Raw genomic sequence first — 25,108 nt, 5'->3', positions numbered from 1 at the left:
GGCCGGACGAACTCCCACTCGGCATCCGACAGTTCATGGCGACGTATCACGACACCATGATCTACCAGCAATGATCATTTGAAGACACCGCCTAGTACTGCAACGGTGTTTGCTGTGACTGATGGCCAGGTCGGTCGTTGGTGTGGTCATGGGTGGGGACCTTGCTGGTGTCAGGTTGTGGGCGGGTGAACTGGACGCAGTGCATGAGCGGTTCGTGCACCGGTTCAGCAGGTCAAAGCCGCGGGAGTCGGCACTGGCTTATATGCGGGGCCTGATCGCACCCCTGCAACGGAAGAACGGCTGGACGCTGGCGGAGGAAGCCGGCCACGCCGGCCCGGACCGCATCCACCGGATGCTGAACCGGATCGAGTGGGACGCCGATGAGGTCCTCGACGACGTGCGCCATGGTCTGCAGCGCGGAGCCGAAAGCCTCGTTCGGGTCGCCCCGGTCCGGTGCGTCCAGCTGTCGTACACCACGGCGATGGACCCACCTTCGCAGGTGCCGGCTCCGCTCGTACGGCGATGGGCTGCGGGCCGCCCCCACCAGGAAGGCTCGAGCCTTGCACCGTACATCCGCACGCCGCACCGTGATCGTCGCGACCGCTCTCGGACTCGCCCTCGCCTCCGCACCGGCGGTCGCTCACGCCCAGAGCACGCCGGGGACGAACGCTCCCGTCAAGGTGACCCTGACCGTACAGGGGCCGGACGGGTTGCTGTTCAAGGGGAAGATCAGAACCCGTGGTCATGAGGTCACGACGATCACGGGTGGCACGCACAGATGCGACGGCACCAACGGCGGCGCCAACCCCTCCGCCGTACCGACCCCGACGGCGGCTCTCGACGATGCCGCGCGTAAGCGGCACTTCGCCTGGGACGGCACCTGGTACGCGTCGTTCGACGACTACTCGGTCGACACCATCAAAAAGGTGAGCGGTGGCGGCAGCGCCTACTGGAACATCTCGGTCAACGGCACGTCCACCCCGGTGGGCGGCTGCCAGTTCAAGCTGAACGCCGGGGACAAGGTGGCGTTCACCTGGACGGCGTTCTGACCCCTGCCCGTCAGCACCGGCCGGGGTGCGGACGTGCCTCGGCCGGTGTGACCGGCTCTCCGGTCCGTACGTCGTGCAGGACATGGGCGAGTACCTCGGCCCCGCGCACCACCCGTGGTCCTGGGCGGTTGAAGTAGGCGGGGCCGTCCAGGACCCACACACGGCCGGACCGAACGGCAGGCAGGTCCGACCAGCCCGGCAGATTCGTGAGCAACTCCGCTTCCCGCAAAGTACGTTCCGGGGGAAAGCCGCACGGCAGGACCAGGATCACATCCGGCTGTGCGGCGCGCGCCGCCTCCCAGGTCATGGGCTTGGTGTGCTCGCCGGGCACGGCGAGGAGAGGTTCGCCTCCGGCGGCCGTGATCTGCTCGGGCACCCAGTGCCCGGCGGGCCACAATGGGTCGAGCCACTCGATCGCCACCACCCGGGGCTGGGCGCGTCCCGCGACCGCCCCGCGGACCCGGTCCAGACGGCCCAGCAGGGCCGCGCGCTTCCGCTCCGCGCACTCCCGCACGCCGAGCAGCTCACCCACGGTGACCAGGCAGTCCAGCACGTCGTCGAGGGTGCGGGGCTCCAGGCTGAGGACCCGGGTGTCGGCGTCCAGCAGCCGCACCGCCCGGCTGACCTTCTCGTACGACACGGCGCACACATCACACAGGTCCTGCGTGAGGATCACGTCGGGGCGCAGAGCCGCGAGCGCCTCTGTGCCGAGCGTGTACAGCGACGAGCCCGAGTGCGCCGAGCCGCCGACGGCGTCTGAGATCTCCCTGCTGGTGAGCGCGTCCTGATCCAGGTCTGCTCCGGTCACCACGGGTACCGATGCCACCTCGCGCGGTGGCCAGTCGCACTCGTGGGTGCGGCCGACCAGCTGGTCCGCAAGTCCGAGCTCGGCGACGATGTCGGTCGCGGCGGGCAGCAGGGAGACGATGCGCATACCCCGACTCTAGGTCCCGCCGCGCCCGACAGGGCTGCCGTCAGGCGCCCCAGCGCACCGCGATCGTGTCACCGACGCCGACAACCGTGCTTCGCGTGGCGGAGGTGAACGCGGAGCCGTCGATGCTGACCTTCCACGTGTTGGATCCGCTGTTGGCCTTGCCGTTGACGGCGGTGATGGTGCCGGTGCCGGAGGACGGGGTGACGCTCGTGACGCAGCCGGACGGCGTGGCGGCGCTCGTGGCCGCGTCGAGGACGGCGCCCAGCGTGGTGGTCGAGCCGGTCGGCGTGAGCGCGACGGAGCACACCTTCAGGTTGCCCGCGCCGTCGTCCACGGTGAGCCCCAGCTTCGTGGCCGTACCGGAGGTGAGGGAGGACTGGCTCACCCACTGGGGCGCACCCGGCGTCGTGGGAACCGGCGGGGCGGCCGTGAAGCCGCCGCCGGCCACGGACCGCAGCCCGTCGATCGACGAGTACGCCGTCGGTGAGGTGTCGGAGGGCAGGTACTTGAATCCGCCACCCGGGTTGAACTGCTGGGCGATCAGGAAGTCCACCGGCGTCTTGCCCATGGAGGTGCGGAAGTCGCCGGTCTGCGGGTCGATGCCGCAGGCGTTCAGACCGGACACAGCCCATCCGTTGGAGTCGGTGTTGACGCCGAACATGGCGTTGAAGGCACCGCTGTTCGGCACCAGCTTGCTCCTCAGGAACGCCTTGGCCTGCACGATGTCCGTGTCGGTGTTCGGTACGCCCGACACACACAGGGCGGCCATCGCCGCCCCGGTCATGTCGATGTCGCTCGCTGCGGAGAGCTGACTGGGGTTGCCTTCGGCCTTGCTGTAGTTCCAGCCGCCGTCGTTGTGCTGGTTGGCCCGGAGGCGGGTCACGACGGCGTCACGCAGTGCCTGCGGAATGCGGGCCTGTCCCGACTGCGTCTTGGCGCCGTTCAGGGCGAGAGCGGCGAACACGGTGCCGTTGAAGTTCGACGAAGGGCCGAAGTAGCCGGGCTCGGAGGTCTGCCAGTAGCCGTAGATGTCGGCGATCAGGTTGCGGGAGGCGGACACGCGGGAGGGGTCGATGCCGGCGGCGTAGGCGTTCAGCGTGGCGCGCTCGTAGTCGGTGACCACGGGGGAGGCGGACGGCCAGCCGGCGGTCGAGAGCAGGTTGCGGTAGACGGTTCTCGCGTTCTTGCTCGTGTCGCCGCCGGGCGTCACGTCCACAGCGGCGGTCCCGGCCGAGGCGAGCGCGCTGAACGCCCACTCGTTGGACAGTCCGGAGCCGGCGTACGAACCGTCCGCCGCCTGGAGCGACTTGAGGTAGGCGACGCCGTTCGTCTTCGACGTGGCGATCTGCGCCGGCGTGGAGGTCGCCGCCGCGGGCAGTGTGGTGAGCGCGAACGCGCCGAGTGCGGCGGCAGCGGTGAGGGCGGGGCGACGGTAGGACAGCGAACGGGGCATGGCCTGCTCCTTGGATGGAGGACGCCGGCCGGACCCGGTGCCGGGCCGACGGTGGCCTGCGGAGCAGCGGGTGTGGCCGCCGTCCGGAACGCGTGGACCGGCTTCCAACAGTGCTTCACCGCTTGGGCATTCGGGCTCGGGTCGGCCCCTGCCGTCCCACACCGCTGCGCGTCAGCCCCGGACTCCCACCGGGTTCCCCCACTCGGCAGTCCGGGACGGTACCCGACCCGCATTCAGGCCGCCACCGCTCACCCGGGCCGGTCCAGGGGCGGTCTTGACGGTTTCTGTGACGTGTGCTCAAATCCCGCTGATACGCAAGGAGTTCCAGGGAAAGCCGGTCGAAGTCCGGCGCTGACCCGCAACCGTAGGCCCGGTACCGCCGGGCGAGCCGGAATGCCTGGAGCGTGTTCATCAGCAACAGACGCCGTCGTGGACTACGGCGTGGTGCGACCAGCCTCCGGCTGCCGGGGACCTCCCGTCCGACGGAGGCCCTCTGCCACGTCCGCGTCCGCTCCGGCAGGCGCGAGGGGGCCGTGGTGGGAACGGGGAAGCGAAGAATCGGGACCGCGGACGCGGGCCCACGACGGGTGGTGTCGCTCGCGTCGGCCCTGTTCGTCCTGCTGGCCGCCTGCGTGACCTTCCTCACGACGACACCCGCCGCAGCGGACGGCGTCGGTGACTGCACCGCGACCAAGGGCGCCGTGGTAGCCGTCGACTTCGGGCCGTTCGGCGGCAAGGTCGAGCGCGGCTGCGACACCACGCCCACCACCGGCTACGACCTGCTGCACGACGCCGGATTCACCACCACCGGCACCCAGCACGACGGCCCCGCCTTCATCTGCCGCATCGGCTACGGCGCCTTCAACTCCGGTACGCAGTACCCGACCCCGGACAAGGAAGCCTGCGTCCTGACCCCGCAGGCCACGGCGTACTGGTCGTACTGGACCGCGTCACCCGGCCAGGACGAATGGACCTACAGTCAGTACGGCGCCATGGACCGCAAACTCAAGGACGGCGACGTCGACGCCTGGGTCTACGGCGGCACGGACGTCGGGGGCACGACGGGCGAGCCCACCTTCACCCCCGACGACGTACGCGCCGGCGAAACCCACACACCCGACCCGGGCGGCACACCCACCGGCGCCCCTGGCAAGGTCGACCTGAAAGCCGCCGCAACCTGGCTCAAGGGCCGCCTGATCGACGGCGAACGCATCGTCGACGACGGCGCCACCACACCGAACTACTCGCTGACCGCCGACACCGCCTACGCGCTCGCCGCAGTGGACGGCAAGAGCGCCGCGCTCGACAAGGTCACCGAATTCCTCGCCGTCCACGTCGGTGACTTCGGCTACCCGAGCGGCGCCGACCAGGCGCCGGACGCCACCGCCGTTGCCCGCCTCGCGCTCCTCGCCGAGGTCACCGAACGCGATCCGCGTGCCTTCGGCGGGCGAGACCTCATCGACGTCCTCACGAAGAACGTGTGCGCGGCGGGCCCCGAATCCGGTGACGCGACCCCGGGCTGCACCGCCAAGGGAGACTTCCGGTCCGCGTCGTACACCGAGGGCCAGGCCCTGTCCGTACTGGCCCTGCTGCGCGCCGGAGTGACGCCCCCGGACACGACCGTCGACCGCCTCACGCAGCTCCAGTGCAAGGACGGCGGTATCACCAGCATCCTCATCCGCCCCGGCGAGTACTGCGACGGGGACCCCGCCACCACCGGCCTCGTCGTCCTGGTGCTGCACAAGGCCGGCGGTCACGACGCCGCAGTGACCAGTGCCCGCACCTACCTGACCAAGGCACAGCGAGCGGACGGTGCCTTCCCCGGCTACACGGGCTCCACCACCGGCAGCGTCACCGCGACCGCGTACGCCGCACAGGCCCTCCGCGCCCTCGGTGACACCCGGCGCGCGGACGCGGCCACCGGCTGGCTGTCCCGGCACCAGCTCAAGGACGGCGGCTTCGGCTTCGAGGAGAGCGACACCGACCCGGCCGTCTACGCCACTCCGCCGGCCGTCCTCGCCGGTGCGGGCACAAACCTGGTCACCCTCACGACGAAGAAGCCCGTGCCTCCGTCCACGCCGCCGACCAAGCCCACCGGCTCACCGAGCGCCCCCGCTCCGGGCACGGGACCGGATCTGAAGAAGGGCGTCGCCTACCTCACCAAGGCGGCCAACCTCAAGCAGGGCCAGTACTACACCGCCGGTGGCGGCTCGGCCCGGGCGGACTTCGGACTCACCATCGACGGCGCCTACGCTCTCGCCGCCACCGGCCTGAACAACGCCAAGCTGCGCGGCATCGTCGACTTCCTCGACCATCGCGGCAAGGACGGCGAGGGCCGCACGGTCGACGACTGGACCGGCATCGGCACGCCGTACGCGGCGGGCGGCTCCATCGGCAAGACCGCGCTGCTCGCCGAGGCCGTCCACCGCGACCCCCGCCACTTCGCGGGGCACGACCTCATCGCCGCGCTCGCGAAGGCCGTCTGCACCAAGCCGAGCACGGCCCCCGACCGTTCCTGCGCCGCCAAGGGCGCCTACCGGTACGCACCTTCCGTCTTCGCCCAGTCCCTGGCCGTGATGGCGCAGCTGCGAGCGGGTGAGAAGGCGGCGGCCAAGCAGTCGATCGCCTACCTGGAGAGCCTCCAGCAGCCCAGCGGCGCCTGGCCGAGCCTGATCCCGTCCACGCAGGACTCCGACGTGGACTCCACCGCCATCGCCGCCATGACGCTCGACCTGGCGGGCGGCACCAAGGCCGACAAGGCCGTCGACAAGGCGCTGGCCTGGATCGCGTCCGAGCAGCTGAGCGACGGCGGCTTCCCGGGCGCCGCGGGCGACTCGGTGAACTCCGCCGCCCTCGCCGTGCAGGCGCTGTCCCTGGACGCCGGCAAGTACGCGGCGAAGATCACCAAGGCGCGTAAGTTCCTCGCCTCCCAGCAGAACGCCGACGGTGGCTTCAACGTCGCGAAGGGAGGTCAGCGCGGCTCCGACCTGCGCGCGTCCACCCAGGCCGTCGGCGGCGCCACCGGCATCTCCTTCGGCAAGCTGGAGCGCAGCCTGACCGGCACGGCCCCGCAGCCCACGCCGAGCCCCAGCAGCAGTGCTCCGGACATCGTGACCACGGGTCAGTCCGGCGGCGGCGACGGCGGGGCGACCACGGACGGAGGTGGCGGGGGCGGAGTCCTCGCTTCCACCGGTGCCCAGGCCGGCGCCCTCGCCGCGATCGCCGTCGTGCTGGTGCTCGCCGGCTGGCGCACGGTGATCGTCGCCCGCCGTCGCACGCCCACAGGGAGCGGACGATGAAAGGCGCCCGTCTCCTGCGCATGCTCGCCGCGCTCGGCCTGACGAGCGCGGCGGTCGCGGCGACCGGCACCCCGGCCTCCGCCGACCCGCAGCCCATGGGCCGCTGCACCACCACCTCCGGCGTCGTCCTCGCCGTCGACTTCAGTCACTGGGGCGGCCCGATCCTGCGTTCCTGCGGCACGACACCGACGACAGGCTACGAGCTGCTCAACCAGGGCGGCTGGAGGACCACCGGCACCGGTCACGACGGCCCGGCGTTCATCTGCCGCATCGGCTACAGCGGCTACAAGAGCGGCAGGCAGTACCCGACGCCCACCCAGGACGACTGCGTGCTCACCCCGCCGGCCTCCGCCTACTGGTCGTACTGGCACGCCGACCCGGGAGCCCGGGACTGGAGCTACAGCCAGCTGGGCGCGATGCTGTACAAGCCCAGACCCGGCAGCGTCGACCTGTGGATCTTCGGCGGCACCAACATCCAGGGCACCGAAGGCCGCCCGAAGATCACCCCGGACCAGCTGCGCGCTCACAACACCAAGCCACAGGGCGACGCGGGAAAGCCCCAGTCCACCCACAAGGCGCCGTCGCTGCCGCCGGACGTGGACACCGGCCCGGCTCCCGAGCGGCAGCCGAAGGCACCTTCCCCGGTGCCGTCACACAAATCGAAGAAGCCGAAGCCCAGCAAGTCCCCGAGCCCGACACCGTCGCCCACGGCCACCCCCACCAGCCCGTCGCCCACCGCGTCGAGCACCGGCGCGGGCACCCGGGTGATCGACGCCGAGCCCGCCGCCGATGCCAAGCACGACTCCGGCTCGCTCGTACCCGTCGCCACCGGCGCCGGCCTCGTGGTCCTGATCGGCGGCGCCGCCGGGTACGTGGCGTACCGGCGTCGACGTACCGAGTGACGCCGGTGGCCCGTACGACCATGGAGGCGTCGCCGGTCGCCGCGGTGCCCGACGGCGGCGGCCGGCGCCTCCCCCGCACGCTGCATCCCGTGGCCTGGTGGGTGTGGGCCCTCGCCCTGGCCACCGCCGTCAGCCGTACCGACAACCCGCTGCTGCTGTTCCTGGTACTTGCCGTCCTCGGCTACGTCGTCACGGCCCGGCGCACCGAAGCACCGTGGGCGCGAGGCTTCAAGTACTACCTCTACCTCGCCCTGACGGTCGTGACGATCCGCGTCGTCTTCCGCGCCGTCTTCGCCACCGGCATCACGCCGCATGACCACTTCCTCTTCTCCCTGCCGCACATCCCCACCCCCGACTGGTACGCGGGCATCAAGATCGGCGGTCCGGTGTCGCTGGAGGCACTGCTGTCCTCGGCCACCGACGGGCTGAGGCTGGCCTGCATGATGTGCTGCATCGGCGCCGCCAACACCCTCGCCAACCCCAAGCGTGCCCTGCGAGTGCTGCCCGGAGCCCTGTACGAACTCGGAGTGGCGGTCACCGTCGCGATCAGTGTGGCGCCGCAACTCGTGCAGAGCGTGCAACGCGTGGCCCGCGCGAAGAAGCTGCGGGCGGCACGCACGCGAGGAATGAAGGCGTTGCGCGGCATCGTGGTGCCCGTCTTGGAGGATGCCCTCGAACGCTCCCTGCGGCTGGCCGCCGCCATGGACTCGCGCGGATACGGCCGGGCGGGCACTGCCACCCGCCGCTCCCGCCGCATCACCGGTGCACTGATGCTGCTGGGCATGTGCGGCCTGTGCGCGGGGGCGTACGGGCTCCTCGACGCCACCGCGCCGGCACTCCTCGGGCTGCCAGCGATGGCCGCCGGAGCCGTCCTGTGCGTCGCGGGCCTGCGACTCGGCGGCCGGCGGGTCACCCGCACCGTCTACCGCCCCGACCCCTGGAGCCTGCCCGAGTGGGCCGTCGCCGGCAGCGGGGTGCTGTCCGTCGTCCTGCTCTTCAGCAACCTCGGCTACGACCCGGCCCAGCTCAACCCCACCTACTACCCGCTGACCTGGCCGAGCCTTCCCCTGGTCCCGACCGCCGCGATCCTCCTCGCCGGAACGGCCGGTTTCCTCGCCCCTCCGCCCAGCCCCGCCCAGAGAGCCGGAACACCGTGATCACCTTCGACCAGGTCACCGTCCAGTATGAGGACGCGGCCGAGCCCGCCCTGCGCGATGTCGACCTCACGGTGGAGGAGGGCGAACTCTGCCTCGTCGTCGGGCACACGGGTGTCGGCAAGTCCACGCTCCTCGGGGCCGTCAACGGACTGGTGCCGCACTTCACCGGCGGCACGCTGTTCGGCCGCGTCACCGTGGACGGCCGCGACACCGCCGCCAACCCCCCGCGTGAACTCGCCGACGTCGTCGGCGTGGTCGGCCAGGACCCGATCGACGGCTTCGTCACCGACACGGTCGAGGAGGAACTGGCCTATGCCATGGAGCAGTTGGCCGTGCCTGCCGCCACAATGCGCAAGCGTGTGGAGGAGACCCTGGACCTGCTCGGCCTCGCCGATCTGCGTCACCGTGCCCTGCACGAGCTGTCCGGCGGTCAGCAGCAGCGGGTCGCCATCGGCTCGGTCCTGACCGCCCACCCGCGCGTCCTGGTCCTGGACGAGCCCACCTCCGCCCTCGACCCGACCGCGGCCGAGGAGGTCCTCGCCGCCGTGACCCGGCTCGTCCACGACCTCGGCGTCACCGTCCTGATGGCCGAACACCGCCTCGAACGCGTCGTCCAGTACGCAGACCGGGTCATCCACCTGCCCGGCGACGGCCACGCCCGGATCGGCACACCCGCCGAGATCCTGCAGACGTCCTCCATCGCACCACCGATAGTGGAACTCGGCCGCACCGCCAAGTGGTCACCGCTGCCGCTGTCCGTACGGGACGCCCGCCGCGCCGCCGCACCACTGCGGGCCACGCTGGCGGACCGCCCGCCCGTACCCGTGCGGGCGTCGCCGCCACAGGGCGAACGAGTGCGGCTGCTGACCGCGCGCGGCATCACGGTCACCTACCGGGGCGTCGCCGCCGTGCGCGAAGTGGACCTCGACCTGCACGCGGGCGACGTCACGGCACTGATGGGCCGCAACGGCTCCGGCAAATCCTCCCTCCTGTGGGCCCTGCAGGGCTCCGGACCGCGCAGGGCGGGAAGCGTGCGGGTGACCGGCAGCACCGGCGGGACCGACCCCCACTCGATGCCGCCCACTCAGGCCCGTCAGCTCGTCGGGCTGGTCCCGCAGACCCCGGCCGACCTGCTCTACCTGGAGAGTGTCAAACAGGAACTCGACCAGGCCGACGCCGAGTCGGGCACCGAGTTGCAGGCGCGCGCACTCCTGGACCGGCTCGCGCCCGGTATCGACGACGCCGCCCATCCACGAGACCTCTCCGAGGGGCAGAAGCTCGCGCTGGTCCTCGCCATCCAGCTGTCGGCCGCGCCGCGGGTCGTCCTGCTGGACGAACCGACCCGGGGGCTGGACTACCGGGCCAAGACGGCACTGATCGGCATCGTGGACGCCCTCGCGGCGGAGGGTCGGACGGTCGTCATCTCCACGCACGACGTCGAATTCGTCGCCCGGGCCGCCGACCGCGTCGTGGTCATGGCCGAGGGCGATGTCGTCGCCGACGGTCCGACCACGGAGGTCATCGTCTCCTCACCGACCTTCGCCCCGCAGACGGCGAAGATCCTCTCCCCGCTGCCGTACCTGACGGTCCACCAGGTGGCAAAGGCACTCACCGTGGACCGCGACGAGGAAGCACGTCCATGAGCACGCGTATCGGCACCGCCATCCACTTGACGCCGCGCGCCGGTGTGATCATGGGGCTGGCCGCCTTCCTCGGGCTCGTCGCCTTCTTCTGGCCGTTCGTGGTCGCGCCGCGCAAGTTCGGCTCCAACTACGCGCCCCCGCTGATCTTCGGTGTCCTGCTGGTCCTCGTCCTGTGCGTAGTGCTCTCGGAGATCGCCGAGGGCGGCATCGACTCCAAGGCACTCGCCATGCTCGGTGTGCTCTCCGCCGTCAACGCGGCCCTGCGCCCGCTCGGCGCCGGAACGGCCGGCATCGAGACCGTCTTCTTCGTCCTGGTCCTGGCCGGACGGGTCTACGGCCCCGGCTTCGGGTTCGTGCTCGGCTGCACCTCGCTGTTCGCCTCAGCGCTGATCACCGGGGGAGTGGGGCCATGGATGCCGTACCAGATGTTCGGCTGCGCCTTCGTGGGGATGCTCGCCGGATTCCTCCCGCGAGCGAGCGGCCGGCGTGAGGTGCTGATCCTGGCCGTCTACGGCTCGCTGTCCGGCTACCTCTTCGGCTTCCTACTCAACCTCTCCTTCTGGCCCTTCTCCCTGGACCCCAACAGTTCGATCGCCTACCTGCCGGGCCTGCCCTTCACGGACCAGTGGCACCGCTATGTCGCCTTCGACCTGGCCACCTCGCTGGGCTGGGACACCGGGCGGGCTGTCACGAACTTCGTGTGCGTGCTGCTGGCCGGGCCCGCCGTGCTGACCACCTTCCGGCGCGCCGCCCGCAAGGCCCGCTTCAGTGCGCCCGTGCGCTTCGCGGCCTCCCGAAAGGCCGAATCCGAGCAGCTCTGACCTGGAGCGCCGCGAGAACGCGGTCGACGGGGGTGGATTTACTAGGACGTCCAACTATATATTCGAGGGGTAGGCCCGCGGTGCAGGGAAGCCGGTGTGATTCCGGCACGGTCCCGCCACTGTGACCGGGGAGCACGCCGTCGAGCAGGACGCCACTGACGAGCTGGATGTCGGGAAGGCGGACGGCGCGCGCTGATCCGGGAGTCAGGATACCGGCCGTGGGATGTTCCGTGTTGTCCACGAGGATGGAGCTGACACGCATGGCACCGGTGCGTATTCACGATCCCGGCGGACTTGGCCGCCGGCGTCACTCACGCCGCATTCCTGTCGTCACCGCCTGACGGTTCACCCGCCATACGCGTACTCGCGCTGCCCCCGCACACCTGTGCACGCCACCGTGTCCACGTGTGCCGGTTCGGCGCGCCATCCCGGATCACCCTCACCTGACGAGAGCAGGCCCCATGATCCGTCCGAACGACCCCATCGACGTACGTGAGTTGACCCACTTCATCGGTGGCAAGCACACCCCGGGAACCTCGGGGTCCTACGGCGACGTGTACGACCCCAACACCGGCCAGGTCCAGGCCCGCGTGCCCCTGGCGAACCGGGCCGAGACCGAGGCGGCGATCGCCGTCGCCGCCGACGCGCAGCACGAGTGGGGCGCCTGGAACCCGCAGCGCCGCGCCCGCGTCCTGCTGCGCTTCCTGTACCTCGTCGAGCAGCAGAAGGACGCGCTCGCCCGACTGCTGTCGTCCGAGCACGGAAAGACCATCGCCGACGCCCACGGTGACATCCAACGCGGGCTGGAGGTTGTGGAGTTCGCCGCCGGCATCCCGCACCTGCTCAAGGGTGAGTTCACCGACAACGCGGGCACCGGCATCGACGTCCACTCCCTGCGCGCCCCGCTCGGAGTCGTCGCCGGGATCACTCCGTTCAACTTCCCGGCGATGATTCCCCTCTGGAAGGCCGCGCCCGCGCTGGCCTGCGGCAACGCCTTCATTCTCAAGCCTTCCGAGCGCGCCCCCTCCGTTCCGCTCCGGCTGGCGGAACTGTTCCTGGAGGCTGGTCTGCCCGCCGGCGTCCTCAACGTCGTCAACGGCGCGAGGGAATCGGTCGACACCCTCCTCGAAGACCCCCGCGTCGCCGCCCTCGGCTTCGTCGGTTCCACACCGATCGCCGCGCACGTCTACGCCACCGCCGCGGCCCACGGCAAACGTGCTCAGTGCTTCGGCGGCGCCAAGAACCACATGATCGTGATGCCGGACGCCGACCTCGACCAGGCCGTCGACGCTCTGATTGGCGCCGGGTACGGCTCGGCGGGTGAGCGCTGCATGGCCATCTCCGTGGCCGTGCCCGTGGGCGAGGACACCGCCGACGCACTGGTCGCCCGGCTGAAGGAGCGCATCGGCGCGCTGCGGATCAGCCGCAGCGACGACCCCGAGGCCGACTTCGGGCCGCTGGTCGGCAGGGACGCCGTCGAGAGGGTCCGCGACTACGTCGACCTCGGTGTCCAGGAGGGCGCCGAACTCGTCATGGACGGCCGGGACTTCGTGCTCCCCGGCCACGAGAACGGATTCTTCGCCGGGGCGTCGCTGTTCGACCGGGTCACCCCCGCCATGCGCATCTACCAGGAGGAGATCTTCGGTCCCGTCCTGTCGGTCGTGCGCGCCGCCGACTACGAGGAGGCCCTGCGCCTGCCCAGCGAGCACATCTACGGCAACGGCGTCGCGATCTTCACCCGTGACGGAGACACCGCCCGTGACTTCACCCGGCGCGTGAACACCGGCATGGTCGGCGTCAACGTGCCCATCCCGGTACCGGTCGCCTACCACACCTTCGGCGGCTGGAAGCGCTCCGGTTTCGGCGACCTGAACCAGCACGGCCCGGACGCGATCCGCTTCTACACCCGCGCCAAGACCGTCACCTCCCGCTGGCCGGCCGGGCTGCGCGAGGGCGCGAGCTTCACGATCCCCACGATGGGCTGAGTGCCGTATGACCACCACCCTGCTCACCGAGGACCAGCACGCCCTCGTCGAGACCACCCTCGACTTCGCCCAGGACCACCTGGCACCGCACGCCCTGGACTGGGACCGCGACAAGCACTTCCCCGTCGACGTACTGCGCAAGGCGGCCGGCCTCGGCCTCGGCGGCGTCTACGTCCGCGAGGAGTCCGGCGGCTCCGGCCTCACCCGCGCAGACGGCGTGCTCGTCTTCGAATCCCTGGCCTCCGGCTGCCCGTCCATCGCCGGCTACCTCTCCATCCACAACATGGTCGCCTGGATGATCGACCGCTACGGCGACGCCGCCCAGCGCGACCGGTGGCTGCCTCGCCTGTGCGCCATGGACGACCTCGCCAGCTACTGCCTGACCGAACCGGGTGCCGGCTCCGACGCCGCGGCCCTCACCACGAGGGCCGTCCGCCACGGCGACGACTACGTCCTGACCGGCGTCAAGCAGTTCATCTCCGGGGCGGGCGCCTCCCAGGTGTATGTCGTGATGGCGCGCACCGGCGGCACCGGCCCTGACGGGGTCTCAGCATTCCTCGTCGACAAGGACGACCCCAGGCTCACCTTCGGCCCGAACGAACGGAAGATGGGCTGGAACGCCCAGCCCACCCGCCAGGTCGTCCTGGACAGCGTACGGCTGCCCGCCGACCGGCTCCTCGGCCGCGAGGGCGAGGGCTTCCGCATCGCCATGAACGGCCTGAACGGCGGCCGCCTCGGCATCGCCGCCTGCTCGCTCGGCGGCGCCCGCAGCGCGCTCGACCGCAGCGTCGCGCACCTCGCCGACCGGGAGGCGTTCGGCGCACGGCTCCTCGACGCGCAGGCCCTGCGCTTCCGCCTCGCCGACATGGCGACCGAACTGGCCGCCGCCCGTGCCCTGGTCCAGCAGGCCGCGGGGGCCCTCGACCGGGGCGACCCGCAGGCACCGTACCTGTGCGCCATGGCGAAGCGGTTCGCCACCGACACCGGGTACTCGGTCGCCGACCGCGCGCTCCAGCTGCACGGGGGCTACGGCTACCTCAGCGAATACGGCATCGAGAAGATCGTCCGAGACCTGCGCGTCCACCAGATCCTGGAAGGAACCAACGAGATCATGCGCGTCATCGTGGCCCGCGGCCTGACGGAGGCGTGCGGATGACCGCCACCGACGAACCCGTCCTGTTCCGCACCACCGGCCGGGCCGCCCACATCACCCTCAACCGGCCCAAGGCCCTCAACGCCCTCAACCACGAGATGGTCCGCCGCATCGACGACGCGCTCAGCAGCTGGGAGCGCGACCCGGCCGTGGAGAGCGTGATCATCACCGGTGCCGGGGAGCGCGGCCTGTGCGCGGGCGGCGACATCCGCAGCATCCACGACGACGTCCGCGACGGTGATGGCTCCGCGTCGGCCGCGTTCTGGCGCGACGAGTACCGCCTCAACGCCCTGATCGCCCGCTACCCCAAGCCTTACGTGGCCGTCATGGACGGCATCGTCATGGGCGGCGGCGTGGGCGTCTCCGCGCACGGCAGCGTCCGGATCGTCACCGAACGATCGCGGATCGCGATGCCCGAGACCGGCATCGGCTTCGTCCCGGACGTCGGCGGCACCTACCTGCTGGCCCTCACCCCGGGCGAACTGGGCACGCACCTGGCCCTGACCGGCGCACAGATCGGTGCGAGTGACGCCCTGCTCTGCGGGCTCGCCGACCACTTCGTGCCGGCTGCGGCACTCCGGGGTTTCATCGACGACCTCGCCGAGATGCCTGTGCGGGACGCTCTCGCCCGCCATGTACAGCCGCCTCCCCAGGGCGAGTTGGCCGGCCGGCGGGAGTGGATCGACTCCTGCTATGGCACTGACACGGTCGAAGAAGTCGTCGACCGGTTGCTCGCCGACGGCGGCCGCGACGCGAAGGAAGCCGCCGAAACCCTGCTCGCCAAGTCGCCCACCGCCCTCAAGGTCACCCTCGCCGCGTTGTCCAGGGCCCGGCGCCTCGGCCAGCTGGAGCGGGTCCTCGACCAGGAGTACCGCGTCTCCTGCGCCGCTCTCCGGCATCCGGACCTGGTGGAGGGCATCCGCGCCCAGGTCATCGACAAGGACCGTGACCCACACTGGTCGCCGGCCACCTTGGTCGAGGTGACCGACGCCGACGTCGAACGCTTCTTCGCTCCGCTCGGGGAGCGCGAACTCGGACTCGCCGGGCCCGATGTGACCACGGAGGTGGCCTGGTGAGCCGTACCGTCGCATTCATCGGCCTCGGGCACATGGGCGCCCCGATGGCCGCCAACCTGGTCAAGGCGGGGCACCGTGTGCGCGGCCATGATCTCGTGCCCGAGGCCGTAAACGGTGCGGCGCGTGCGGGCGTGGAACCCGCCGAGTCGTCGGCGGACGCGGTTGCCGATGCCGACGTGGTCATCACCATGCTTACCGCGGGCCGCCATGTCCTGGATCTCTACGACACCGTGCTGCCGACCGCCCGGCCCGGCACCCTGTTCGTCGACTGCTCCACCATCGACGTCGCCGACGCCCGCACCGCCCACGAACGCGCACTCGCCGCTGGAATGCGGGCCCTGGACGCCCCGGTCTCCGGCGGAGTGGTGGGAGCCGAAGCGGCCACGCTCACCTTCATGGCCGGTGGCGGAGGGACCGAATTCGCCGAGGCACTTCCGCTGCTGGAGGCCATGGGCAAGAATGCCGTCCACTGCGGCGGTGCGGGTGCCGGGCAGGCCGCCAAGATCTGCAACAACATGATTCTCGGCGTCTCCATGATCGCTGTCAGCGAGGCGTTCGTCCTCGGCGAGAGCCTCGGCCTGTCCCACCAGGCCCTGTACGACGTGGCCTCGACGGCATCCGGCCAGTGCTGGGCCCTCAGCGTCAACTGCCCCGTCCCCGGGCCCGTCCCAGCCAGCCCGGCCAACCGGGACTACCGTCCCGGGTTCGCCGCCTCTCTGATGGCCAAGGACCTTGGGCTCGCGGCCAACGCAGTCAAAGCGGGCGGAGTGCACGCGGAACTCGGCCTGCGAGCAGCCGAGTTGTACGAATCCTATGCCGAGCGAGCCGGTGTCACGGAGGACTTCTCCGGCATCGTACGCACCATCAGGGACCAGAGCGGAGCTGAGGCATGACCACGGAACCGGCCCACGAGTACGAGACGATCCTCGTCGAGCGCAAGGGCCGTACCGCCCTGCTCACCCTCAACCGGCCCAAGGCCCTCAACGCCCTCAACCTCAAGGTCATGAACGAGGTCGTCGCGGCGACCGAGGCCCTCGACCGGGACCCGGGCTGCGGCTGCATCGTGATCACCGGGTCGGCGAAGGCGTTCGCCGCCGGCGCCGACATCAAGGAGATGCAGCCACAGGGATACATGGACATGTACCTGGCTGACTGGTTCGCCGCCTGGGACCGGCTCGGACAGCTCCGCACGCCGACAGTGGCGGCGGTCGCCGGATACGCCCTGGGCGGCGGCTGCGAGCTCGCCATGCTCTGCGACATCCTGCTCGCCGCCGACACGGCCGTCTTCGGCCAGCCCGAGATCAAGCTCGGGGTGATCCCCGGCATCGGCGGCTCCCAGCGCCTGACCCGCGCGGTCGGCAAGGCCAAGGCCATGGAACTGTGCCTGACCGGGCGCATCATGGACGCGACCGAAGCCGAGCGAGCCGGGCTGGTCTCCAGGGTGGTCCCCGCTGACGACCTGCTCGGCGAAGCCCTGGCCGTCGCCGAGACCGTCGCCGGTAGGTCGCTGCCTGTCGCGATGATGGCGAAGGAAGCGGTCGGGCGGGCCTTCGAGACCACGCTCACGGAAGGCGTCCGTTTCGAACGGCGTCTGTTCCACGCGGTGTTCGCGACCGCCGACCAGAAGGAGGGCATGGCCGCCTTCGTAGACAAGAGACCGCCGGAGTTCCGCCACCGCTGAACCGCCCGGCACCCGGCCGTCCGCCCGGCTTGAGAGGAAGATCATGCCGGGGCGGACGGGCGCGGTCTTGGCCAGGCTCGTGACTCGCGATACGGTCGGTCCGATATCGACGACGGCGAGACGGAAGCCGGTGGGACTCCGGCACGGTCGCGCCACTGTATGCGAACTATCCTTATGACGGGCGGTTCGTGAGTCAGACCCGTGGCCGTCGTCATGTGCACCACCGAGATGGGACGCGAACTCCCAGAGGAGGTTCCGCCATGGCGCAGACCGCCGCGCAGCCGACAGCCACCACTCCCGCCATCCCCGCGAAGCTGCCGCTGAAGGCGATAGCTCCCTGGGCGGTCTTCTTCGGCATCCTGATGCTGGTCCTGCTCTACTTCGTCGGCGCCGAGCAGGGCGCCACCTCGGTGTTCAACGGCACCGACGTCCACGAGTGGGTGCACGACGCCCGCCACCTGCTCGGCTTCCCCTGCCACTGACGCGAGCGGACAGCACACACCCATGAACTCCGCAACGGTCAGAAACCTCCTCGTGCGGGGCATGCTCGCCGGCCTCGTGGCCGGCGTGCTCGCCCTCGTCGTCGCCTACCTTCTCGGGGAGCCGAGCGTCGACAAGGCGATCGCCTTCGAGGACGCCCACTCTCACGAGCACGAGATGGAAGTCGTCTCCCGCTCCCTGCAGTCCACCGCCGGCCTCGCCACGGGCGTCCTCGTCTACGGGGTCGCCTTCGGCGGCATCGCCGCGCTCGCGTACTGCTTCGCACTCGGCCGCGTCGGCCGCTTCAGCCCGCGGGCGACCGCGCTGCTGCTGTCCGGCTGCGCGCTCCTCGCCGTGTATGTCGTGCCGTTCCTGAAGTACCCGGCCAACCCGCCGTCGGTGGGTGATCCGGACACCATCAGCAAGCGCACCACGCTGTACTTCCTGATGATGTTGCTCAGCGTGCTCCTGGCGATCGCCGCCACCATCCTGGGCAAGCGCCTCGCGCCCTCGTTGGGCACTTGGTGGGCGACGGTGGCCGCCGTGGCCGCGTTCGCCGTCGTGATCGGCCTGGCCTACGAGTTCCTGCCGGTCATCAACGAGGTGCCCAAGGACTTCCCGGCCGCCCTGCTGTGGCGGTTCCGGCTGTCCGCGCTGGCCATCCAGGCCACTCTATGGGCCGGATTCGGCCTGCTCTTCGGCGAACTGGCGGAACGCCTGTTGAATCCCAAGCCGGCGACGGCCGCGAGCGGCCGTGCCGTTCCGGTCGCGCGCTGACTCTTTCCGGACAACAGAGGGCCCTTCGGAACCATCCGGGGGCCCTCTGGCGTTCCCAGGACACCTAAAGCGCACGGACACGGCAACGGCACGGCAGGCATCCCGACCGGACGCACCCACTCAGCCGAAGAGCGGAGGCACCGAGTGGCCAGAACCCCCCGACCGCGCCACATCACCCTCGGGGGCCGCGAGGCGGTCGCCCTCACCCTGGAGGAGTACGACCAACTGATCGCCAGCCGCCGACAGATCGGCGGCCAGAGCGCTCGGGTACGGGTCCTCGCACAGCAGGCCAAACGCAGCGAACGGCTGCTTCACGACCTGGAGGCCCTGCTGGCGGCACGGGGAGAAGGCTGCGAGCAGCGGACCCGCACGTCGTCGACGACGTGCCTCGAAGGGCAAGCCGGTCAGAAGGACGCCGACGGTTCCTGCCTGCGTTGCGAGGTCGCGGAGCTGTTGCTCCGTCACCGGGATGCGGCGCCCTGAACGGCCGGTGACTGTGACTGGGCTGTCAATCGACATCCGGCACCGTCAGAGGGCGCCCCAGACGCAGATTCCAGCGCCCGGCCCGGCCACTCAGCTCGGTCACCGTCAGGGGTGGCACATCAAGGCGCCAGAAGGCGGCGGCGGGCATACCCAACGCTTCCGTGATCGCCGCCCGCACCACTTCCGGCTCGACCACGGCGAGCGTGCGGCCCTCGAGAGCCCGCGCTTCCTCCAGCCACCGCGCGACTTTCGCGCACAGGGCCTGCACCGACTCACCCCCGTGCGGTGCGCTGTTCGGGTCGCTGAGCCAGCGGGCCACGGTTTCCGGCTCGGCGGCGGCCACCGCGTCCAGCGTGCGGCCTCGCCACCGACCCACATCCAGCCCACTCAGCTCTGGCGACTCCGATCCGCCCAGGCCGAGCGCGGCCGCCGTCTGCCGGCAGCGCACACTCGGGGATGTGACCACACGCGCGGGCGCGAGCAGCGACCCGGCTGCCGCACGGGCACGGGCCGCTCCGATGTCGTCGATCGAGTCTCCGTCGTAGAACCGTGCCTGCCGCAGCGACGGGCTCGTGGCGGGCGAGACGAAGGCGACGCGGCTGGTCACGTGGCTCCTCCTGCGTTCGGTGTCATGGGGCGGGCGCGGGTCTCCACCGCGTACGGTACGTAGGTGCGCCTGTCCGGATCGATGGCCAGGCGCCCGCCGGTTGTCGGGCGAGCCCGCTGGGCGCAGTCGGGGCCGGGGCGCCCGTGGTGCCCCGGCCCCTCTGGTCGTGCGGGTTAGGACCCGGACAGCTCGCCGCGGACGGTGCGGGCGGCTGCGACCAGGTTCTCCAGCGAGGCGCGGGTCTCCGCCCAGCCGCGGGTCTTCAGGCCGCAGTCGGGGTTGACCCAGAGCCGTTCGGCGGGGATGGCCCTGAGGCCGGCGCGGAGCAGTTCGGCGGCCTCCTCGGCGCTGGGGACACGCGGGGAGTGAATGTCGTACACGCCGGGTCCGGCCTCGCGCGGGTAGCCGTGGACGGCGAGTTCGCGGGCGACCTGCATGTGCGAGCGGGCGGCTTCCAAGCTGATGACGTCGGCGTCGAGGTCGTCGATGGCCTGGACGATGTCGCCGAACTCGGCGTAGCACATGTGGGTGTGGATCTGGGTGTCCGGCCGCACGCCACTGGTGCTCAGCCGGAACGCCTCGGTCGCCCAGGCCAGGTAGGCCGGGCGGTCGGCGGCGTGCAGCGGCAGCGTCTCGCGCAGGGCCGGTTCGTCCACCTGGATGACGGACGTCCCCGCCGCCTCCAGGTCGTTCACCTCGTCGCGCAGGGCGAGGGCGACCTGCCGGGCCGTCTCGCCGAGGGGCTGGTCGTCGCGGACGAAGGACCAGGCAAGCATGGTGACCGGGCCCGTGAGCATGCCCTTGACCGGCCGGGAGGTGAGGGACTGGGCGTACGTCGTCCAGGGCACGGTCATCGGCTCGGGGCGGGAGATGTCACCGGCGAGGATCGGCGGGCGGACGTACCGGGTGCCGTAGGACTGGACCCAGCCGTGCTGCGTCGCCAGGTAGCCGGTGAGCTGCTCGGCGAAGTACTGCACCATGTCGTTGCGCTCGGGCTCGCCGTGCACCAGGACGTCGATGCCGGTCTTCTCCTGGAAGGAGATGACCTCCTGGATCTCGGCCTTGATGCGCTCCTCGTACCCGGCGGCGTCGATCCGGCCGGCGCGCAGGTCGGCGCGTGCGGTGCGCAGTTCGCCGGTCTGCGGGAAGGAGCCGATGGTAGTGGTCGGCAGCAGCGGCAGGCCGAGGTGCGCGCGCTGGGCGGCGGCCCGTTCGGCGTAGGGCTGGGACCGGCGGGCGTCGGCCTCGGTGACGGCGGCGGCGCGGGATCGCACGGCCGGGTCGTGGGTGATGGGGGAGCCGGCGCGGGAGGCCAGGTCGGCGCGGTTGGCGGCGAGTTCGGCGGCGATCGTGTCCGTGCCCTGGGCGAGGCCCTTGGCGAGAGTGACGACCTCGGCCGTCTTCTGCCTGGCGAAGGCGAGCCAGCGCAGGATCTGGGGCTCGATGTCGCGCTCGGCGGACGCGTCCAGGGGCACGTGGACGAGGGAGCAGGAGGCGGCCACGTCGACCCGGTCGGCCAGCCCGAGCAGGGTGCCGAGTGTGGACAGGGACTTCTCCAGGTCGTTGACCCAGACGTTGCGGCCGTTGACGACGCCGGCGACCAGGCGCTTGCCGGGCAGCCCGCCGACGGCGGCCAGAGCCTCCAGGTTTCCGGCCGCGGACTCGGTGAAGTCGATGGTGAGTCCCTCGACCGGCGCCTTGGCCAGCACCGGCAGGGCGTCACCGAGCCGGTCGAAGTACGAGGCGACTAGCAGCTTGGGTCGATCGGTGAGGGCGCCGAGGTCGCGGTAGGCCCGGGCGACGGCGTTCAGCTCGGCCGGGGTGCGGTCCTGGACCAGGGCCGGCTCGTCCAGCTGGACCCACTCCGCGCCCGCCGCGCGCAAGTCGGCCAGGATCTCCGCGTACACCGGCAGCAGCCGGTCCAGGAGGGTGAGCGGTTCGAAGTCCGCCGCCACGCCGGGCGCGGGCTTGGCGAGCAGCAGGTAAGTGACGGGGCCGACCAGGACGGGACGGGCAGTCAGGCCGAGGGCGAGGGCTTCCTTCAGTTCCGTGACCTGCTTGCCGGTGTCGGCGCTGAAGACGGTGCCTGGGCCCAGCTCGGGGACCAGATAGTGGTAGTTGGTGTCGAACCACTTGGTCATCTCCAGGGGCGCGATGTCCTGGGTGCCGCGGGCCATGGCGAAGTAACCGTCCAGGGCGTCGGCCTCGACGGCGGCACGGTGGCGGTCGGGGATCGCACCGAGCGCGACGGTGGTGTCGAGGACGTGGTCGTAGTACGAGAAGTCCCCCGTCGGTACCTCGTGAATGCCGGCGTCGGCGAGCTGCCGCCAATTCGTGCGACGCAGCTCGGCGGCGGTGGCACGGAGGGCGTCGGCGGTGACGCGGCCCTTCCAGTAGCCCTCGATCGCTTTCTTCAGTTCCCGGTTCTGTCCCTGGCGGGGGTAGCCGTACACGGTGGCCCGTGCTGCCGAGGCTGCGGACTTCGCTGTCACGGAGATCTCCTTCGCGAGATGAATCCCTGAGATCCCGGCGACGGGACAAGAGCGCGAAGGGGTGACGAACCGGACGGCCACGACCCCGCGCGGCAAAAGCACGGTCGTTCCGTCTGGTGTGTACTCCCCCAGACTTCGTCCGGGGGTGCCCCCAACCCGCCCTCGGGGTCACCGGGATGTCCGCGCACGAGTGGTTCGTACGCGGGCAGGTGGCAGGTCTTCGGACTCGCGGGCACGTCTCGTCGTACGAAGTCGTACGAGACACCTAGTGGCCGTCGCTTCCCAGGCCCGGTACCTCGGACCCAGTGCGTATGACGGCGGTCGTTCCCGCTCACCGCTGCGGGGCAGTCCCGGATTCCCACCGGGTTCCCTCTTACGACGCATCCCGCCTGGCGGACGGGGCGAACCAGCTGCACAAGCCACCCTACGGGCTCGTGGCGCCGGAAGGCAGCGCGACGTCCGTCATCCGGACAATGGGACGGGACGTCGAGCCGGGAACGCCACAGGGCGGGAAACGCCGCACATGCGCTTCCCGCCCTTCCCCCGCGACACCGTGCGGGACCCTCGACCCGGCGGCGCGGCGGGCCCCTCGGCCCGTGTCGAACCAGGCCCTCAGTCCTGGTCGTAGGTGTGGAATCCGCGGCCGGTCTTGCGGCCGAGGAGTCCGGCCTCCACCATCCGCTGGAGCAGCGGCGGGGGAGCGTACAGAGGCTCGCGGAACTCGTCGTAGAGCGACTCCGCAATGGAGGCGACGGTGTCGAGGCCGATCAGGTCCGCCAGCTTGAGCGGGCCCATGGGGTGGGCGCAGCCCAGTTCCATGCCGGTGTCGATGCCGGCGGCGGTGGCGAAGCCGGACTCCGCCATGCGGACGGCCGACAGGAGGTACGGGATGAGCAGGGCGTTGACGACGAAGCCCGCCCGGTCCCGGGAGTGGATCACCGTCTTGCCGAGCGTGCCGGTCGCGAAGTCCTCGACGGCGGCGACCGTGTCCGGCGACGTGTGCAGGGAGGTCACGACCTCCACCAGAGGCAGCACGGGGACCGGGTTGAAGAAGTGCAGTCCCACGACCCGGTCCGCGTGGCCGGTCGCCATGCCGAGCCGCATGATCGGGAGGGAGGAGGTGTTGGTCGCCAGGACGGCTGCCGGATCCTCGACGATCTTGTCCAGGGCGGCGAAGATCTCCGTCTTGGCCTCCGCGTTCTCCACCACCGCCTCGACGACGAGCTGCCGGTCGGCGAGGTCGTCGAGGCTGCCGGTGAAGGCCATCCGGGCGAGCGCGTCCGCCGCGGCGGCCTCCGCCAGCTTCCCGCGCCGTACCGCGCGGTCGAGCGAGCCCGCCACCCGGTCCCGTGTGGCGCGGGCCGCGACCGCATCCACCTCGCACACCACCGTGTCCAGCCCGGCCCGCGCACACACCTCGGCGATGCCCGCTCCCATCTGGCCGCCGCCGACCACTCCGACGCGTCGGATTCCGCCGCTCATGCCCCGGCCCCCGTGCGCTTCACGAGGTGCTGCGTGTACGCCTCGGGCGTGAAGAAAAGTGGCAACTCGCCCGTGAGGGATGCCCGTTCGAAGAGGGCGCGGATCTCGTCCACCGGCGCCCACGGGTACTCGGCGCCCAGCGCCGCAACCTCGTCGTCCAGCAGCCGCAGCACGGTCTCCCGGTCGATCACCCGGTGCCGCAGCCACTGCCAGATCTGCACCCGGGCGATCTCGGCGGTGGCCGCGTCCTCCATGAGGCCGTAGAGAGCGACGGCGCCCTGGCCGCGCAGCCAGGCGGCGAAGTAGCGAAGGGCGACGGCGATGTTGGTGCGCACGCCCTCCGCCGTGGGCGGACCGCTGATCCGGCGGACCGACAGCAGATCGGTGGGGGTGACCTCCACGTCCTCCCGGGTCCGGTCGAGCTGGTGCGGACGGTCGCCGAGGACGGCGTCGAACACCTCGCGGCACACCGGCACCAAGGCGGGGTGGGCCACCCAGGAACCGTCGAAGCCGTCCTCGGCCTCGCGCTCCTTGTCCAGCCGGACCTTGGCGAGCGCAGCCTCGTTCGCCGCCGGGTCCGTCCCCGGCACCTGCGCGGCCATGCCGCCGATGGCGTGGGCGCCACGCCGGTGGCAGGTGCGCACCAGGAGTTCGGTGTAGGCCCGCATGAAGGGGGCGGTCATGGTGGCCTGCGCGCGGTCGGGAAGCAGGAAGTCGGTACGGTGCCCGAAGGTCTTGATGACGCTGAACAGGTAGTCCCAGCGGCCGGCGTTGAGCCCCGCGCTGTGCTCACGCAGTTCGTGGAGGATCTCCTCCATCTCGAACGCGGCGGTGATCGTCTCGATGAGCACCGTGGCGCGGATCGTCCCGCGCGGAATCCCGAGCAGTTCCTGGGCGAGGAGGAAGATGTCGTTCCACAGCCGGGCCTCGTACCGGTTCTCCAGCTTCGGGAGATAGAAGTACGGACCGTACCCGGCGTCGATCTGCCGCTGGGCGCAGTGGAAGAAGTACAGGCCGAAGTCGACTAGAGCGGCCGGCACCGGCCGTCCGTCGCATTCCAGGTGCTCCTCGTCGAGGTGCCAGCCACGCGGCCGGACCATGATCGTGGCGAGCTTGTCCCGGTCGGCGAGCCGGTATTCCTTGCCTTCGCCGGTGGTGAAGTCGATGCGGCGCTCGATGGCGTCGAGCAGGTTGAGCTGGCCGCCGATGACGTTGTCCCAGGTGGGTGCGGTGGCGTCCTCGAAGTCGGCCATCCACACCTTGGCGCCGGAGTTCAGCGCGTTGACGGTCATACGGCGGTCGGGCGGGCCGGTGATCTCGACGCGGCGGTCGGTCAGGCCGGGCGCGGGCGGCGCCACGCGCCAGGTCGCGTTGGCGCGGATGGCGGAGGTGACCATGGGGAAGTCGAGCGGGGAGCCCGACGCCAGCCGCAGCACCTGCCTGCGGCGCTCCTTCATCAGTTCCCGGCGGCGGTCCGCGAAGGCGGCGGTCAGGCGGCCGATGAAGTCCAGGGCGGCGGGCGTGAGGATCTCGTCGTGCCGGTGGCCTTCGGCGGCGAGGACACGGACGTGGTGGGGCGGGGCGATGGTGGACATCGGGTTCTCCTGAGGGAAGGGGAGCGGAAGGGGACGGAG

Annotated in this window: 20 protein-coding genes, 1 pseudogene and 4 riboswitches; of the genes and pseudogenes, 15 read left to right on the top strand and 6 right to left on the bottom strand. The window is 71.0% G+C overall.

All coding sequences use genetic code 11. The features are described 5' to 3' along the window. Positions 1–148: 148 nt before the first annotated feature. Positions 149–403: pseudogene (locus tag AC069R_RS25760) on the top strand (transposase); the annotation flags it as partial. Between the two features lie 157 nt (positions 404–560). Then, the gene (locus AC069R_RS25755; protein ID WP_478769186.1) at positions 561–1,049 is read left to right on the top strand and encodes a DUF4430 domain-containing protein; all 489 of its coding nucleotides are present in this window, start codon (positions 561–563) and stop codon (positions 1,047–1,049) included. 10 nt (positions 1,050–1,059) lie between these two features. Here AC069R_RS25755 and AC069R_RS25750 read toward each other — a convergent pair whose 3' ends face one another. Beyond that, positions 1,060–1,983 carry a cobalamin-binding protein gene (locus AC069R_RS25750; protein WP_478769185.1) on the bottom strand — a complete coding sequence of 308 codons (924 nt, stop codon included), beginning with the start codon at positions 1,981–1,983 and terminating at the stop codon, positions 1,060–1,062. Positions 1,984–2,023: 40 nt separating this feature from the next. After that, positions 2,024–3,436: a prenyltransferase/squalene oxidase repeat-containing protein gene (locus AC069R_RS25745; protein WP_478769184.1), complete on the bottom strand. Its 1,413-nt coding sequence runs from the start codon at positions 3,434–3,436 to the stop codon at positions 2,024–2,026. Positions 3,437–3,538: 102 nt separating this feature from the next. Then, positions 3,539–3,672: riboswitch (cobalamin riboswitch) on the bottom strand. A 354-nt stretch (positions 3,673–4,026) separates the two neighbouring features. Here AC069R_RS25745 and AC069R_RS25740 point away from each other — a divergent pair. From AC069R_RS25740 to AC069R_RS25680, 13 genes are all read left to right on the top strand, one after another. Then, positions 4,027–6,735 carry a prenyltransferase/squalene oxidase repeat-containing protein gene (locus tag AC069R_RS25740; protein WP_478769183.1) on the top strand — a complete coding sequence of 903 codons (2,709 nt, stop codon included), beginning with the start codon at positions 4,027–4,029 and terminating at the stop codon, positions 6,733–6,735. Then, a complete protein-coding gene (locus AC069R_RS25735; RefSeq protein WP_478769182.1) occupies positions 6,732–7,637 on the top strand; it encodes a hypothetical protein in 906 nt (301 codons plus the stop codon). The genes AC069R_RS25740 and AC069R_RS25735 overlap by 4 nt, the downstream gene beginning before the upstream one ends. A 20-nt stretch (positions 7,638–7,657) precedes the next feature. Then, positions 7,658–8,794 carry an energy-coupling factor transporter transmembrane component T gene (locus tag AC069R_RS25730; RefSeq protein ID WP_478769188.1) on the top strand — a complete coding sequence of 379 codons (1,137 nt, stop codon included), beginning with the start codon at positions 7,658–7,660 and terminating at the stop codon, positions 8,792–8,794. After that, the gene (locus AC069R_RS25725; protein ID WP_478769181.1) at positions 8,791–10,437 is read left to right on the top strand and encodes an ABC transporter ATP-binding protein; all 1,647 of its coding nucleotides are present in this window, start codon (positions 8,791–8,793) and stop codon (positions 10,435–10,437) included. Before AC069R_RS25730 ends, AC069R_RS25725 begins: the two co-directional genes overlap by 4 nt. Beyond that, on the top strand, positions 10,434–11,258 hold the full coding sequence (locus AC069R_RS25720) for an ECF transporter S component (RefSeq protein WP_478769180.1): 825 nt from the start codon (positions 10,434–10,436) through the stop codon (positions 11,256–11,258). The genes AC069R_RS25725 and AC069R_RS25720 overlap by 4 nt, the downstream gene beginning before the upstream one ends. Positions 11,259–11,319: 61 nt before the next feature. Continuing rightward, a riboswitch (cobalamin riboswitch) is annotated at positions 11,320–11,493 on the top strand. Between the two features lie 226 nt (positions 11,494–11,719). Next, positions 11,720–13,243 (top strand): CoA-acylating methylmalonate-semialdehyde dehydrogenase, encoded by a 1,524-nt coding sequence (locus AC069R_RS25715; RefSeq protein WP_478769179.1) that lies wholly within the window; start codon positions 11,720–11,722, stop codon positions 13,241–13,243. Positions 13,244–13,250: 7 nt separating this feature from the next. Further along, positions 13,251–14,399 carry an acyl-CoA dehydrogenase family protein gene (locus AC069R_RS25710; protein ID WP_478769178.1) on the top strand — a complete coding sequence of 383 codons (1,149 nt, stop codon included), beginning with the start codon at positions 13,251–13,253 and terminating at the stop codon, positions 14,397–14,399. Next, positions 14,396–15,472, top strand: a complete 1,077-nt coding sequence (locus tag AC069R_RS25705; RefSeq protein WP_478769177.1) for an enoyl-CoA hydratase/isomerase family protein — start codon at positions 14,396–14,398, stop codon at positions 15,470–15,472. The genes AC069R_RS25710 and AC069R_RS25705 overlap by 4 nt, the downstream gene beginning before the upstream one ends. Beyond that, the gene (gene mmsB, locus AC069R_RS25700; protein ID WP_478769176.1) at positions 15,469–16,365 is read left to right on the top strand and encodes a 3-hydroxyisobutyrate dehydrogenase; all 897 of its coding nucleotides are present in this window, start codon (positions 15,469–15,471) and stop codon (positions 16,363–16,365) included. Before AC069R_RS25705 ends, mmsB begins: the two co-directional genes overlap by 4 nt. Beyond that, on the top strand, positions 16,362–17,153 hold the full coding sequence (locus AC069R_RS25695; RefSeq protein WP_478769175.1) for an enoyl-CoA hydratase: 792 nt from the start codon (positions 16,362–16,364) through the stop codon (positions 17,151–17,153). The genes mmsB and AC069R_RS25695 overlap by 4 nt, the downstream gene beginning before the upstream one ends. Before the next feature lie 78 nt (positions 17,154–17,231). Continuing rightward, a riboswitch (cobalamin riboswitch) is annotated at positions 17,232–17,377 on the top strand. Between the two features lie 36 nt (positions 17,378–17,413). Beyond that, positions 17,414–17,635, top strand: a complete 222-nt coding sequence (locus AC069R_RS25690; protein ID WP_478769174.1) for a CbtB domain-containing protein — start codon at positions 17,414–17,416, stop codon at positions 17,633–17,635. 22 nt (positions 17,636–17,657) lie between these two features. Continuing rightward, complete coding sequence (locus AC069R_RS25685) at positions 17,658–18,410, top strand: CbtA family protein (protein ID WP_453099861.1); 753 nt, start codon at positions 17,658–17,660, stop codon at positions 18,408–18,410. Positions 18,411–18,554: 144 nt separating this feature from the next. Beyond that, positions 18,555–18,893: a hypothetical protein gene (locus AC069R_RS25680; RefSeq protein WP_478769173.1), complete on the top strand. Its 339-nt coding sequence runs from the start codon at positions 18,555–18,557 to the stop codon at positions 18,891–18,893. 25 nt (positions 18,894–18,918) lie between these two features. Here the strand turns inward: AC069R_RS25680 and AC069R_RS25675 are convergent, their stop codons facing one another. The 4 genes from AC069R_RS25675 to aceB all read right to left on the bottom strand — a co-directional run bounded on the left by AC069R_RS25675 (position 18,919) and on the right by aceB (position 25,069). Continuing rightward, positions 18,919–19,500, bottom strand: a complete 582-nt coding sequence (locus tag AC069R_RS25675) for a histidine phosphatase family protein (protein WP_478769172.1) — start codon at positions 19,498–19,500, stop codon at positions 18,919–18,921. A 173-nt stretch (positions 19,501–19,673) separates the two neighbouring features. Then, a complete protein-coding gene (gene metE / locus AC069R_RS25670; RefSeq protein WP_478769171.1) occupies positions 19,674–21,992 on the bottom strand; it encodes a 5-methyltetrahydropteroyltriglutamate--homocysteine S-methyltransferase in 2,319 nt (772 codons plus the stop codon). 194 nt (positions 21,993–22,186) lie between these two features. Further along, positions 22,187–22,418: riboswitch (cobalamin riboswitch) on the bottom strand. A gap of 186 nt (positions 22,419–22,604) precedes the next feature. Next, positions 22,605–23,474, bottom strand: a complete 870-nt coding sequence (locus tag AC069R_RS25665; RefSeq protein WP_478769170.1) for a 3-hydroxybutyryl-CoA dehydrogenase — start codon at positions 23,472–23,474, stop codon at positions 22,605–22,607. Next, a complete protein-coding gene (gene aceB, locus AC069R_RS25660) occupies positions 23,471–25,069 on the bottom strand; it encodes a malate synthase A (RefSeq protein ID WP_478769169.1) in 1,599 nt (532 codons plus the stop codon). The genes AC069R_RS25665 and aceB overlap by 4 nt, the downstream gene beginning before the upstream one ends. Positions 25,070–25,108 lie beyond the last annotated feature (39 nt).

The organism is Streptomyces sp. NPDC043952 (assembly GCF_056435325.1).
The sequence above is the reverse complement of the archived record's forward strand: the minus strand, read 5'-3'. Positions and strand labels throughout refer to the sequence as shown.

What these genes read in the sequence shown, in the direction of transcription:
- AC069R_RS25730 (WP_478769188.1), top strand. Translation starts at nt 7,658, where the DNA reads ATGGAGGCGTCGCCGGTCGCCGCGGTGCCCGACGGCGGCGGCCGGCGC.
- aceB (WP_478769169.1), bottom strand. Translation starts at nt 25,069, where the DNA reads ATGTCCACCATCGCCCCGCCCCACCACGTCCGTGTCCTCGCCGCCGAA.
- AC069R_RS25745 (WP_478769184.1), bottom strand. Translation starts at nt 3,436, where the DNA reads ATGCCCCGTTCGCTGTCCTACCGTCGCCCCGCCCTCACCGCTGCCGCC.
- AC069R_RS25750 (WP_478769185.1), bottom strand. Translation starts at nt 1,983, where the DNA reads ATGCGCATCGTCTCCCTGCTGCCCGCCGCGACCGACATCGTCGCCGAG.
- AC069R_RS25665 (WP_478769170.1), bottom strand. Translation starts at nt 23,474, where the DNA reads ATGAGCGGCGGAATCCGACGCGTCGGAGTGGTCGGCGGCGGCCAGATG.
- AC069R_RS25720 (WP_478769180.1), top strand. Translation starts at nt 10,434, where the DNA reads ATGAGCACGCGTATCGGCACCGCCATCCACTTGACGCCGCGCGCCGGT.
- AC069R_RS25710 (WP_478769178.1), top strand. Translation starts at nt 13,251, where the DNA reads ATGACCACCACCCTGCTCACCGAGGACCAGCACGCCCTCGTCGAGACC.
- AC069R_RS25690 (WP_478769174.1), top strand. Translation starts at nt 17,414, where the DNA reads ATGGCGCAGACCGCCGCGCAGCCGACAGCCACCACTCCCGCCATCCCC.
- AC069R_RS25685 (WP_453099861.1), top strand. Translation starts at nt 17,658, where the DNA reads ATGAACTCCGCAACGGTCAGAAACCTCCTCGTGCGGGGCATGCTCGCC.
- AC069R_RS25695 (WP_478769175.1), top strand. Translation starts at nt 16,362, where the DNA reads ATGACCACGGAACCGGCCCACGAGTACGAGACGATCCTCGTCGAGCGC.
- AC069R_RS25705 (WP_478769177.1), top strand. Translation starts at nt 14,396, where the DNA reads ATGACCGCCACCGACGAACCCGTCCTGTTCCGCACCACCGGCCGGGCC.
- AC069R_RS25715 (WP_478769179.1), top strand. Translation starts at nt 11,720, where the DNA reads ATGATCCGTCCGAACGACCCCATCGACGTACGTGAGTTGACCCACTTC.
- AC069R_RS25735 (WP_478769182.1), top strand. Translation starts at nt 6,732, where the DNA reads ATGAAAGGCGCCCGTCTCCTGCGCATGCTCGCCGCGCTCGGCCTGACG.